The organism is Micromonospora sp. CNZ295, assembly GCF_004217535.1.
In genome coordinates this window covers 5,289,417-5,302,763 of sequence record NZ_SHKZ01000001.1, presented here as the reverse complement: position 1 = coordinate 5,302,763, position 13,347 = coordinate 5,289,417, and the positions used below count along the sequence as shown (strand labels likewise).

At 67.6% G+C, this 13,347-nt stretch carries 9 protein-coding genes; 5 read left to right on the top strand and 4 right to left on the bottom strand.

What is annotated here, in order from left to right:
• The first annotated feature begins 25 nt into the window (after positions 1–25).
• From EV376_RS24760 to EV376_RS24745, 4 genes are all read left to right on the top strand, one after another.
• The gene (locus tag EV376_RS24760; protein ID WP_130327038.1) at positions 26–1,204 is read left to right on the top strand and encodes an acyl-CoA dehydrogenase family protein; all 1,179 of its coding nucleotides are present in this window, start codon (positions 26–28) and stop codon (positions 1,202–1,204) included.
• Entirely contained in the window at positions 1,204–2,358 is a 1,155-nt protein-coding gene (locus tag EV376_RS24755; protein ID WP_130327036.1) for an acyl-CoA dehydrogenase family protein, read from the top strand. Before EV376_RS24760 ends, EV376_RS24755 begins: the two co-directional genes overlap by 1 nt.
• The gene (locus tag EV376_RS24750; protein WP_130327034.1) at positions 2,355–3,155 is read left to right on the top strand and encodes an amidohydrolase family protein; all 801 of its coding nucleotides are present in this window, start codon (positions 2,355–2,357) and stop codon (positions 3,153–3,155) included. The genes EV376_RS24755 and EV376_RS24750 overlap by 4 nt, the downstream gene beginning before the upstream one ends.
• Before the next feature lie 295 nt (positions 3,156–3,450).
• Complete coding sequence (locus EV376_RS24745; RefSeq protein WP_130327032.1) at positions 3,451–4,599, top strand: acetyl-CoA C-acetyltransferase; 1,149 nt, start codon at positions 3,451–3,453, stop codon at positions 4,597–4,599.
• 379 nt (positions 4,600–4,978) lie between these two features.
• On the opposite strand, the gene EV376_RS24740 is transcribed toward EV376_RS24745, so the two are convergent.
• From EV376_RS24740 to EV376_RS24730, 3 genes are all read right to left on the bottom strand, one after another.
• Positions 4,979–5,743, bottom strand: a complete 765-nt coding sequence (locus EV376_RS24740; RefSeq protein ID WP_130327030.1) for an SDR family oxidoreductase — start codon at positions 5,741–5,743, stop codon at positions 4,979–4,981.
• Positions 5,744–5,772: 29 nt separating this feature from the next.
• On the bottom strand, positions 5,773–7,770 hold the full coding sequence (locus EV376_RS24735; RefSeq protein ID WP_130327028.1) for an oxidoreductase: 1,998 nt from the start codon (positions 7,768–7,770) through the stop codon (positions 5,773–5,775).
• A gap of 460 nt (positions 7,771–8,230) precedes the next feature.
• Positions 8,231–9,895, bottom strand: coding sequence for a hypothetical protein (locus EV376_RS24730; protein ID WP_130327026.1), 1,665 nt, complete (start codon positions 9,893–9,895; stop codon positions 8,231–8,233).
• A 188-nt stretch (positions 9,896–10,083) separates the two neighbouring features.
• Here EV376_RS24730 and EV376_RS24725 point away from each other — a divergent pair, with 188 nt between their 5' ends.
• On the top strand, positions 10,084–11,217 hold the full coding sequence (locus EV376_RS24725; RefSeq protein WP_486482791.1) for an IS630 family transposase: 1,134 nt from the start codon (positions 10,084–10,086) through the stop codon (positions 11,215–11,217).
• A 301-nt stretch (positions 11,218–11,518) separates the two neighbouring features.
• Here the strand turns inward: EV376_RS24725 and EV376_RS24720 are convergent, their stop codons facing one another.
• Entirely contained in the window at positions 11,519–13,327 is a 1,809-nt protein-coding gene (locus tag EV376_RS24720) for an MMPL family transporter (RefSeq protein WP_207228399.1), read from the bottom strand.
• Positions 13,328–13,347: the final 20 nt, after the last annotated feature.

The following is a 13,347-nucleotide window of genomic DNA, read 5'->3' as shown; positions in this document are numbered from 1 at the left end:
CTCGACCATCAGGGAAGGGTCCTAGGTGACGGGCTTCCAACTGACCCCAGAACAAGTCCAGCTGCGTGAACTGGCGGCCCAGGTTGCTCGCGAGGTCTACGCCCCGCACGCCGCTGAATGGGACCTGCATCGCACCGCGCTTCCCGATGCCGAGGTGAAGCGGCTGGCCGAGCTGGGCTTCCTCGGCATCGTCTTCCCCGAGGAATATGGCGGTCAAGGGGGCACCCTCTACGACGCGCTGATCGTCATAGAGGAGCTGGCGAAGGAGTGCCGCCCCGCAGCCTTCCAGGTCTTCGAGGCCAACGTCGGCCCGATTCGCGTGATCCAGTTCTTCGGCACCGAGGAGCAGAAGCAGCGGTACATCCCGGCGGTCATCCGCGGCGAGGTGACGATGGCGATTGGCATCTCCGAGCCGGACGCCGGCTCCGCGGCGACCGACATGCGCACCCGGGCCCGCCGGGTGGATGACGAGTACGTGATCACTGGCACGAAGCGGTGGATCTCCAATGGCGGGCACGCCGACCACTACCTGGTCTACTGCCGCCTGAACGAGGAGCCGGGCGCGAAGGGCATCGGCGCGATCATCGTGCCGGCCGACACACCGGGCTTCTCGACCGGTGCTCCTGAGCGACTGATGGGCTTCCGCGGCATCCCGAGTGCTGACCTGTACTTCGACGAGGTACGGGTGCCCGCCGAGAACCTCGTGATCGAGGCGGGCGGTTTCAACCGCCTCTTTGGCGTGTTCTCGATCGAGCGGCTCGGGAACGCGACGATGAGCCTGGCCATCGGGCAGGCCAGTCTGGACCGGGCGATCGCCTACGTTCAGAACCGCGAGCAGTTCGGCCGACCGCTGATCGACTTCCAGAACGTGCAGATGACACTCGCGTCGATGGCAACCCAGGTCGAGGCGGCCCGGCTGCTCATCCAGCGCGCCGCGCTCAACGCCGGCTCCGCGCTGCCGGTGCCCTACGAGGTGTCGATTGCCAAGTGCTTCGCGAACGAGATGGGCAAGCAGGTCTCCGACTGGTCGATGCAGCTGCACGGTGGCAACGGCTACAGCGAGGAGTACGGCATCGAGCGGCTGCACCGGGACGCGCACGGCTGGGCGATCGCAGGGGGAACGCCAGCCATCCAGCGGGTCAGGATCGCCTCGGAACTGACGGGTCGCAGCTTCAACCAACGGCCTCTGCAGGGAGTCGGCTGATGTCCAACTGGTTCGGGCTGAGCCAGAAGTACCTCGACCTGCAGGCCGAGGCGCGGTCACTGGCGGCTGCATGCGCGGACATTGCCGACCGCGCTGACGAGGCGGACAACTTCGACCCCGACGTGCGTGCGCGGCTCAAAGAATCCGGTCTTGCCGCTGTGCAGGTGGCGGCGGAGCACGGCGGCCGCTACGAGGCGGTCGATTCTCTCGCCGCCACCGTCGTCCGCGAGGCGCTGGCCTACGAGAGCAGCCACCTCGACTCGATGTTCGCGATGCAGGGGATCGGCAGCTACGCGGTCTCCGTCGGTGGCTCCGACGAGATCCGCAAGGAGTGGCTGCCGAAGGTCGCTGCTCTGGATGCGATCGCCGCGATCGGCCTCACCGAGCCCGACGTCGGCTCTGACCTTCGGTCGATCACAACCACCGTCGAGGAGAAGGGCGGTGAGCTGATTCTCAACGGCCACAAGTCCTTCATCACCAACGCCGGCGATGCATCCTTCTACGAAATCCTGGCCAAGGAGGGCGATGCCTACTCCTTGGTATTCGTTCCCGCGGACACGCCGGGAGTCTCGGTGGCGAAGCCGCACCAGATCATCGCGCCGCACGTGCTCGGCGACGTGATCCTGGACGACGTCCACGTGCCGGTGACCAACCGGCTCGGGGAGCCCGGTAGCGGCTTCAAGCTGATGCTTGCCACCCTCGCCACGTTCCGGGTGTCCGTCGCCGGCGCTGCGGTCGGGGTGGCTCAGGCCGCTCTCGACGAGGCGGTGCGGCACGCCAGCCAGCGGGAACAGTTCGGTATGCCATTGGCCAGGCTCGGCGGTGTGCCCGCGTCACTCGCGATCAGCTGGGTCGAGATCGAGATGGCTCGCTCGTTCACCTACCGTGCCGCCGCAGCCGCCGCGCAGGACCCACTCGGCGCGCTGGACTTGTCGTCGATGGCGAAGGTCGGTGCGACCGAAATGGCCGGCCGGGTCACCGACCGCTGCGTGCAGGTGATGGGCCGGTTCGGGCTGGTCCGCGGCAGCAAGATTGAGCGACTCTACCGTGCGGCCCGGCCGATGCGGATCTACGAAGGGTCGACCGAGGTCATCCTCGACTCACTCGCCAGGAAGCTGGTCAAGGACCGGGCCAAGGGAGCGACCAAGAAGTGATCATCGATTGCCACGCACACGTCTGGCCCGATCACATCGCCGACGCGATGCAGGAGCAGAGACCGGCCGGACTGAAGCTCATGTACGACGGCAAGCTGTCCGGGCTGCTCCGCACCATGGACGATGCAGGCATCGACAAGGCAGTGGCACTCGGAGTCGCGGTCAAGGCCTCCACGGTTGCCCGGACCAATGAGTTCATCGGCAGCGTGCCGCGTGACCGGCTGCTGCCCTTCGGCACCGTGCATCCGGAGCTGTCGGTCGAGGAGAATCTCACCCATCTGCGCGACAACGGGATCGTCGGTGTAAAGCTGCACCCCTTGTTCCAGTCCGTATCGTTGGCCGACCCGAAGGTGCACGAGATCCTGGCCGCCCTCGCCGCGGAGGGTATCCCGGTGGTGACCCACGCCGGTGCCGGCGGGGATCAGGAAGCGAGCGACCGGGGGGCACCACACCTGGTGCGCAAGGTCGCGGACACCATCCCCGACCTGACCCTGGTGGCCTGCCACTACGGTGGCTACCACCGGCTCGAGGAGGCGCAGGAGCACGTGGTCGGCACGCGCGTGGTCATCGAGAGCTCGTGGCCGCCGAGCATGGCCGAACTCGAGCCGGAGCGGATCCGCGACCTGATTCGCACCCACGGGGCCGACAGGGTGGTGTTCGGCTCGGACTGGCCGATGGCGAACCCCGGGGCGGAAATCGCCGCGATCCGCAACCTCGGCCTCACCAGAAGCGAGGAGGACGCGATCCTCGGCGGCAACCTGGCCAGGATCCTTGGCCTCGCGGGCAGCGGGGCGTGAACGGGACCGTCCGGCTCGGCGCCGCGACGGCGTTCTGGGGCGACTGTCCGGCCCGCGATCGAGATGGTCGAGCGCGGCGACATCGACCACCTCTGCGATGTTCGCCGGCACCAGCCCCACGGCAACGGCGCTCCGCCGGAGCACGATCGGTCTGCTCGCGGACGCCGGCCAGTCGCCGCAGGCCACGCAGTGCGTGAACCTCAGGTTCTTCCTCGGGAGCGGCTGGCCGAGGGTGCCTCGGCCTTCCTCGACACACGACCGCCGGCCCAACAGGGCGACGGGGACAGGAGCGAGCATGGCTGAGGCGTTCATCGTCGGAGCGGTCCGTACACCGGTTGGCAAGCGCGGCGGCGGCTTGTCAGCCGTGCACCCGGCCGACCTGGGCGCACACGTTCTCAGGGGCCTGGTCGTGCGGACCGGGGTCGATCCCGCGCGCATCGACGACGTGCTGTGGGGGTGCGTCGGTCAGGTCGGCCCGCAGGCCTCGAACATCGGGCGGGTCACGGCGCTGTCTGCTGGACTGCCCGAGTCGGTGCCGGGCACAACCCTGGACCGACAGTGCGGATCGTCGCAACAGGCCCTGCACTTCGCGGCGCAGGCGGTGATGTCGGGAACCCAAGACCTCGTCGTCGCAGGCGGCGTCGAGGTGATGAGCCAGGTGCCCATCGCATCGCCGACCACGATCGGCTTGGCGGCGGGCATGGCGCACCCGCGCGGCGGGAAGGGCTGGGCGGAGCGCTACGGCGACCAGGAGATCTCCCAATTCCGCGGTGCGGAACTGATCGCCGAGAAGTGGGGGCTCACCCGCGAGGCGATGGAGGCGTACGCGGTTGAGAGCCACCGCCGGGCACTCGAGGCCATCGCGCAGGGGCTCTTCGACGACGAAATCCTGCCGTTCGGTGATGTGACCCGTGACGAGGGCCCACGACCGGGGACGACGCCCGAAAAGCTCGCCACGCTACAACTGCTGCGGAAGGACGGCCGGCTCACAGCGGCGCTGGCCAGCCAGATCTCCGACGGTGCCGCCGCGCTGCTCGTCGCCTCCGAGCGCGCGGTGCGGGAGCAGGGCCTCACCCCGTTGGCCCGAGTGCACACGATGACCGTCGTCGGCTCAGACCCAGTCGCCATGCTCACCGGCCCGATTCCAGCGACGGAGAGACTTCTGGAACGCGCGGGTGTCGCGCTGTCGGACATCGGTACGTTCGAGGTCAACGAGGCCTTCGCGAGCGTGCCGATGGCGTGGTTACGGGAGACCGGTGCGGACCCGGCGCGCACCAACCCGCAAGGCGGCGCTATCGCCTTGGGCCACCCGCTCGGCGGCACCGGTGCCCGGCTGCTCACCACGCTGCTGCATCGGATGCGGCGGGAGAACCTGCGCTACGGCATGCAGACCATGTGCGAGGGTGGAGGGATGGCGAACGCCACACTGCTCGAGCTGATCTGAGGTGACAGCCGATCGCGGCGTGGACACCGGACCGCTGGTAGCGTGTCGTGCGCTCGCCGCGGTGCTCGACGGCGGCCGGGGCGGGCAGACCGTGCTCGGGATGTCTGCCGAGGGCGGGTCACCTCGGCGCAGTTGTGGTGTCGCCGTCGCGGACAGCCCACCGATGGTGCCGTGCTCCGAAGGCGCGTGACACCAGACCACTCGCACTGGCCGACGTTGCGGAGGCGCAGCGACTGGTCGCGTCGATCCGGTCGACAACGACGCCGACTCCGGGCAACGCCTGCTCCATAGTGGCAGCAGGCGACCCGCGTCGTCTGAATCTGGCGGAGTGCCAGGAGGTTGCGATCTGAGCCCGGGGCCGAGGCCGCGAGTCCTGCGGTCACTTCGCGGTGATGCCGCCGTCCACGGGGATGGTCACGCCGGTGACGTACGAGGACAGGTCGCTGGCCAGGAACAGCGCGACCTTGGCGATCTCGCTCGGGTCGGCTGCCCGTCCCATCGGAATGGTCGCGAAAAACGCCTGCTTGCGCTTTTCGATCTCCTCCGGGTCGTCGATACGGAAGAAGGCGGGCAGACCGGGGGTCTCCACCGAACCCGGCGCGATCGCGTTCACCCGGATGCCCTCGGTCGCGAAGGCGAGCGCCATCGACCGGACCAGCGCGATGAGGCCTCCCTTGGTGAAGGAGTACATCGGACTGTACGGCGAGCCGATCAGGCCCGAGGTGGAGCTGGTGAAGATCACCGACGCGTTTCCGGCGGCCTTGAGCGCGTCGGTCAGATACCCGCTGAGGAAGAACGACGCCCGGGCGTTGATTTCCAGGCCGGTGTTCCATTCCTCTACGGTCAGGTCGAGACCGGCCGCGCCCGGGATGCCGACGTTGTTGTAGAGCACGTGCAGCGCACCGTGCTCGGCGGTCACCTGCTCGGCGAGTGCCTTGAGCGCCCCGAGGTCGCGGACGTCGACGACCGATGAGGTGGCGCTGCCGCCCTCGGCCTCGATGGCCGTGACCGTCTCCTTGGCGGCCGCCGCGTTCAGATCGACGACGATGACGTGGGCGCCCTCGCGGGCGAACAGCTCGGCTGCCGCGCGGCCCATGCCGGAGGCGCCAGCGGTGATCAGCGCGACCTTGTCCTTGAGAAGCATGATGTCTCCGTTTCGGTATCGGTTCGACTTCAGGCGGTGACGAGCTGTTTGGCGAGCGCCCAGGCCTGCCGGGTGGCGAACACCAGGCGTCGCGGAGCGTAGGCGTCGCCCAGGATGTGCACTTGCGGCAGGTGGGCGTGCAGGTCGTCGTACAGCGTGGGATCGGAGACGCTGCCGCAGGCGAGCACGACCGAGTCGAACGGGCCGTACGTGCGGCTCTTCCATGAGTACACGTGACGGCACTCGACCGTGTGCCGGTCGATACGCACGACCTCCTCGTTGAAGTGGAAGCGCACGTTGTTGTCGTCCAACCGGCCCAGGATGCCGCCGATGATGTAGCGACCCATCAGCGGCGCCGCCTGTGCGGTGGCGTAGATGACCGTCACCTCGTGGCCGTTGCTGGCCAGGTAGTCGGCGACCGAGAGGGGAGCGACATGGTCGTCCTGTGCCACAACCAGCACCCGGTGGCCGGGAGTCGCCCGTCCAGCGAGCACGTCGCGGATGTCATGGACGTGGTCGGCCTCGACGCCGTGGATCGCCGGGGTGCGGGGTCCGGCGCCGGTGGCGACCGCCACCACGTCGGCACCCGCGGCGGGAACGTCGTCGGCGGTTGCGCGCTTGCCGAGCGTGACCTTGACACCGAGGCCTTCGAGGCGGCGGCGCTGCCAGGCGAGGTACTCGCCGTACATCTCGTGCCGGGGTGCCATCGGCGCGTAGCGCAGTTGGCCGCCGAGCTCGTCCTCGGCCTCCCAGAGCTCCACGTCGAGGCCGGCCTCGCTGGTCAGTGCGGCGAGCTCCATACCGGCCGGGCCACCGCCGACGACCAGCAGCCGGCGGTTTGTGCTCGGCCGCGGCCACGGCCCCTCCACCTCGTGGCTGGTCCCCGGGTTCACCGCGCAGCCGAACGGCAGGCCCTCCACGTAACGGCGGCTGATGCACTCGTTGCCGCCCACGCACGGCCGGATCTCGGCGAGGCGGCCCTCGCGTGCCTTGAGCAGCACCTTGCCGTCGGCGATATGCGCCCGCGCCATGCCAACGATGTCGGCGCTGCCGGTGCTGAGCACCCGCTCGGCGATCTCCGGTCCGTTGATGCGGCCGGTGTGCACGACGGGAAGCGAGATACCCTTCTTCAGCTCGGCGGCGAGCCCGGCGAACTGGGCTGGGTCGTAGTATGTCGGCTGGATGTAGCTCGGGTTGCCCCACGGACTGCCCACCACGCCGTGCACGTAGTCGATCAGCCCCGTGGACTCGAAGTACTGCGCGAGTTCGACGCCGCCCGCGACGTCGTACCCGCCGGGGACCTCCTCGCGGATGTTGAGTCGGATGCCGAGTGTCATGCTCGTGCCGATCACCTCGCGGATCGCCTGCATCGTTTCCACCGCGAATCGGCATCGGTTTTCCAGGGAGCCGCCGTAACGGTCGGTGCGGTGGTTGGTGAGCGGGGACAGAAACCACTCGTGTAGATCGTCGTGGTTGAGGTGCAGTTCGATCCCGTCGGCGCGCCCCTGCATGGACAGCCGGGCGGACTCGGCGTACTCCCTGACGAACGCGTCGATGTCGTCTTGGTTCATCACGTGCGGCATCAGGTTGATCGTCGGCGCGCTCATCACATGGGAGGCGCCGTGTGGCATCCCGCCCTGGTGCACCATCTGCACCGACACGGTGGCACCGTGTGCATGGAGCGTGTCGGAGAACTGCTGTACGCGTTCGACGAAGAACGGTAGCCGGAAGAATCCCAGCGTGGCCGCCCCGACCCCGGTTGGCTCGAAGCCGGGGATGAGGTGGTTTTTGACGTGGGTGGACAGACTCGCCACCCAGGCGACCCCGTCGTTGCGGACCCGCTGTTCGAAGTAGGCGATGTTGCGGGCGGCTTCCTCGTCGGTGCCGTAGATGTTGCCGATCGCCGAGGCGTGCGGGGGCAGCATGACGCGGTTGCGCAGTTGCATCGTCCCCACGGTGATCGGCGCAAACAGGTGGGGAAACCCGTGGACGGCGTTACTCCCTGAAGCGTCGGTGGTCTGGGTCATCGGCAAGCTCCCAGGGACTCGGCGTGGCTGACATCGCTATTTCTAACATGTCTATGCGTATGATTACTAGGGAAAACTTGCCGCAAGGGCATCCTCGGGTCGCGAGTGGCGGCACCTCTCGGCGTCCTGGGGTCGGCTGAGCAGCCGTCGAGCAAGAAGGATGTGCGCGACCTGGTCCGCTACGCCAGCCCAGACCAGGCACGACGAGCACGCCGGGGAACTCGACCATTAGCACCTTCCGCGATATCACCGGCGGTGCCCCAGTACGGGTGGCGGACCTGTTCGCGGGGTTTCGATGAGTGGCAGGTCCAGCGGCGGCTAAGGAACCGCGTCCGTGTCGACCGCTACGTCGTAGAGCGGCCGCACGGGTCACCGTTCGTGACACCGATGAAGATGGCTTCGCTGGCGGGGCCGTTACTAGATCCTTGGGTTCGAGAATCTGAACAACTGAGTCAGGTTTTCAGGCTGCGGGCCTGAGGCGTGCTCGGGCGATGTAGTCGTCGACGTGGTGGTCGATGGTGGCCAGGGCTTGGCGCAGGGCGGGTCGGGCTTGGGGCTGGTCGGCGGCGAGGAGTGGGCGTAGGAGGCGGTCGTTGAGTTTGGTGTAGAAGATCGCGAGGCGTTGGCCGTCGGGGGTCAGGACGTAGGTGTGGGTGTGTTCGATGCGTCGGATCAGGCCGTTGAACCGCAGGCGTCGTAGGTCGTAGGTCATCTGGCTGGTGGTGTAGCCGGTGCCGAGCAGCCGGGCGGTCAAGGCGCGAAGGCTCTTGTTGGTGACGCCGGTGACGGCGAACAGGCTCAGGCATAGGGCGCCGGTCAGGGCCATGACCCGAGGGTCGGCGAAGCGTAGCGCTGGGGCCCTCCTGCCATCCTCGGTGAGGGTGGGCTGTGCGACCCGTTCGATGACTGGGCTCGCAAGGACGCAGCTCTGACCGGCACGGATAGTGTCCAGCAGCCGGCGGTTGGCGTCACGGGCTTTGGCGACGACTTCATCGAGGTGTTCCAGGCGGCGCAGCACGCCGATGTCGTAGGTGTCGTTGATGACGGTTTCGATGCGTAGGGCTCGCCGGTCTTTGAGGTAGTACTTGACCCGGCTGTGGCGGTAGAAGGCGTTGACCACGACGCCGTCGTTGTCACGGTCGATCGCGGTGCGGAACACGCCTTTGGTGGTGGAGCGGACCTGCCGGTTGAAGATGATCTCCATGTTGTCGGGGCGGCCGATGTCGAGGTTGTCCGCGGCGAGGGCTTCGAAGAAGGCCCGGGCATGGCGGGGCGCGGTGAACACGATGGTCTTGGCGACCTCGATCTGGCGCATGGAGATGTCCCACCAGTAGCCGGCGGCCCGATCGGCGGGGGTGAACGGCAGCGGCAGCCGTGCCCACCAGCGCTCGGCGAACACGGTGACGGTGCCGGGTCCGAGCCGGTCACAGATGTCCTGCAGCCCGGTGGGGTCGTCGCAGGCGGCGAAGCCGTTGGACAGCTCACGGAAGCTGATGCCCGCCTTGGTGGCTTGGCGTTTGGCCCACTCGTGCCCGTTGAACCAGATCTTTCCCGGGTAGGGGAAGTAGGCGCAGATCTTGATGAACGCCGGCCCGACGTCGACGTCCCACAGGTAGAAGTAGTAGCAGGTGACCCGCCGGTCAACGCGCTGGTATGAGAACCACACGGCCCCGGTGCCGGTGGCGGACTTCGATCCGGTGAACACGCGCTGGTACTCCTGCGCCACACCGATCGCGACGACCTGAGACCGGCCACTAGCCGCGGCTTCACGCATCAACGGCATCACCTGATCGATCTTGCGCTCCGGCCACGGGCTGTCCGCCAGCACACCCGGGCGGGTCTTCTCCTTCCTGCCGGTGAAGCTGATGACCGGGATGTCGTTGGCCTCGGCGAACGACAGCACCGCCCGGCGGAAAGCCTGCCCACGCCGTTCCAACAGCGCAGGAGACGGCACCGGCATGCCCTCGTGCTGGGTGAGGAAGCTGACCACCTGCCCACCCACGACCAGGTTCGGCACGGACATGGTCAGATAAATCCGGTCCAGGCAGTCGATCTCCAACAGCTTCTGCCCATCGAGCACGTCATTGACCGTGACCGCATTCGTTCTCGCCAGACGTGAGGCCATGACCAACCTCCGCATCCACGCCTACGAATGCCAGAATGAACCCGCCGGCACCGGTCCGACCAGCCCAGCCACCCACCTCGGCGGTCCGAGGCGGAGCCTCACTGGTGCCGCATCAGGGAACGTTTGCCTCGTGACGACGCGCCGTGCGGGTGCTGGTCCGGGCGATGCGGTGTCGCCAGGCTGTCCGGGTGGCAGAACGGGTACGTGTACGCGAGGTCGATGACGACGAGGGGCAGCGGCTGCGGCGGATCATTCGTAGAGGCACTGGTTCGGTGGTGACCTGGCGGCGAGCGCAGATGGTGTTGCTGTCCGCGCAGGGCATGTCGGTGGGGAAGATCGCGGAGGTGACGTTCACCAGCGCGGATCGGGTCCGGGACGTGATCCACAATTTCAACGCCGACGGCTTCGACTCGCTCTACCCGAAGTACAAGGGCGGCCGGCCGAGGACGTTCACGCTGCCGGAGCGGCGTGAGATCAAGAAGATCACCAAGTCCAAGCCGGCCGAGCATGGGCTGCCGTTCTCGACCTGGAGCCTGGCCAAGCTGGCCGACTTCCTGGTCGCTGAGGGGGTGGTCGACGACATCAGCCACGAGGGCCTGCGGGTCCTGCTCCGCGAGGAGGGCGTGTCGTTTCAACGGGTGAAGACCTGGAAGATCTCCCGCGACCCGGACTACGCCGCCAAGAAGGCCCGGGTCGAGCACCTCTGCGCGATCGCTGACGGTGAGGTCGTACCCGAGGACGGCGAGCCCGAGGTCGTGTTCTGCCTGGACGAGTTCGGTCCCTTGAATCTCCAACCTCATCCAGGGCGGCAGTGGGCCGAGCGCGGTGGACGGCACAAGGACCCTGACCGTGAGCCCAGGCCCCGCCGGCGGGCGACCTACACCCGCCCGAACGGGATCAGGCACCTGTTCGCCGCCTACGACCTGGGCAAGGACCAGCTCTACGGCCACATCAAGCCGACGAAGACCCGCACCCGGTTCCTGGAGTTCTGCCGCTACCTGCGCAGCCTGCACCCGCCGCAGATCCGGATCGCGATCGTGCTCGACAACTACTCCCCGCACCTGAGCACGAAGAAGGACACCCGGGTCGGTGACTGGGCCGCGGCCAACAACGTCGAGTTCGCCTACACGCCGACCAACAGTTCCTGGCTCAACCGCATCGAGGCCCAGTTCACCGCCCTGCGCTACTTCACCCTCGACGGCACCGACCACGCCAGCCACCGGCAGCAGGGCAGCATGATCCGCCGCTACATCATCTGGCGGAACAAGAACGCCGCCGATGAACGCCTACGCGAGGTAGTCAACAGGGCGAACGTTGCCTGATGCGGATCTAGCCACCAGACCGAACGCCGAACGTGGCTGGCCCGCTACGCGGGCCAGCCACGTCATGATCATGCGACGTCGGCAGCCAGCATCCATGTCAATTCGACAGTCAGCACAACTGTGGCTCCCGTCATTCCGCCGGAAAGGTCGACGCGGACGGCAGGGCCGGCACCGGCCGACGGCTGCTCGGCTGGACCAGGACGGGGCACTGGATGCTCGACCCGGGACCGAGCTTTGACCGAGTCCGGGGCGCGAGGCTGGTGCTGGTCGAACACGTACACCCGCACTCCCTGGGGAAACGTCAGATGCTGACCGCTTCATCGATCTTGGCCGGGGGCATCGGGCCCGCTTTCACCCGACGCCCGGGCAGCCACCAGTTGGCCTCGCCGAACAACTCCATCAACGCGGGTACGAGGACCATTCGGATGATGGTGGCGTCGACGATCACGGCGACAGCCATGCCCAGGCCGACCTGCTTGACCGACACGTCGGGGCCCAGCAGGCCGGTCGTGAAGACGGCGACCATGATGGCGGCCGCAGCCGTGATGACCTTGGCGGTCCGAGCCAGCCCACGAGTGACGGCCAGGCGGGTGTCACCGGCGCGCTCGTACTCCTCGCGGATCCGCGAGATCAGGAAGACCTCGTAATCCATCGACAGGCCGAACAGAAGCGGGAACATGATCATCGGCACCCAGGTCGTTATCGGCATCTCGGTGGGGAAACCGAGGGCCGAGCCGAGCCACCCCCACTGCACAATCGCGACCAGCACGCCGAGGGAGGCACCGATCGACAGCAGGTTCATGATGGCGGCCTGGAGCGCGATCGTGACCGATCGGACCAGCACGACCAACAGTAGCAGGGACAGCACGAGGACCACCGCAATCATCAGCGGCAGGCGTGCGCTGGTCTCTTCGGCGAGGTCGATCGTGGCGGCGTTCGGGCCACCGAGGTACACCTCTTCGCCACCAGATGCCCGGAGCAGCACGTCGTCGCGGAGCTCGTGCACCAGGTCTGTGGTCGCCTCGTCCTGGTAACCGGTTCTGGGGAAGGCCATGAAGATGGCTGCCTGTCCATCTTCGCTGACCTGGGACGGAGTCACGAAGGCGACGCCCTCGGTACTCCGCACCGCCGCGATGACCGGGTTCAGATCGGCGTCGCTGGAGTCGACCGCGGTGGCGAAGATCAGCGGAGCACCGTACCCGGGGCCGAAGCCCTCGGAAAGGATCTCGTACGAGGTGTAGCTGCTCCTGTCCCGGGGCTGGACGCTGGCGTCGGGCAGGCTCAGCCGCATCGACAACAACGGGGCGGCCAGCACCAGCAGGACCGCGGTGGCCAGGATCGCGGCGGTCAGCGGCCTGCGCTGGACCACGCCCGCCCAGCGCTCAGCCGGGGTGCGGCGCTCCTGCTTCGGGGCACCCGCGTCTCCCCGCCCGCGAGACGTACGGCGGGGCAGGCGTAACCCATGAATCTTGAGGCCGACGAAGCCCAGGAACGCCGGCAACAGGGTGACCGCAGCGATCATCGTCACCAGCACGGTCGCCGACGCGCCGATGGCCACGCCGTTCATCATCTTTTGCCCCATGGCGATCAGGCCCAGAAGCGCGATCACCACGGTCGTGCCGGCGAAGAGCACCGCGTGACCCGCGGTGGTGATGGCCTTGACCGTCGCCGCCTCGGGTTCTTCACCCTCCAGCAGGCTGTCCTTGTAGCGAGTCAGAATGAACAGCGCGTAGTCGATGCCAACACCGAGCCCGATCAACACGGCGATGAGCACCGTGAAATCCGGCGAGGGGACCAGGTGCCCCACGAGCATCGTCAGGGCGACACCACCGAGAACAGCCAGCAGCGCGGTGACGATCGGCAGGCTCATGGCCACCAGCGACCCGAAAGTGATGAACAGGATCACCGCAGCCGTCACGACACCCACGGCCTCGGCCGGACCCTGCGGGGGCGTCTCCGCTTTCTCCGCCATCTGTCCGCCCAGCCCCAGCGTCACGCCGTCGCCGGAGGCGTCCTTGACGGTGTCCACCAGAGGCTTGACCTCGGTCCGCTCGATGTCCACGTCGGTCAGCGGGATGGTCGTACGGGCGATGCGACGATCCTGCGTCACCAGGTTCGGGTCCTCGTACG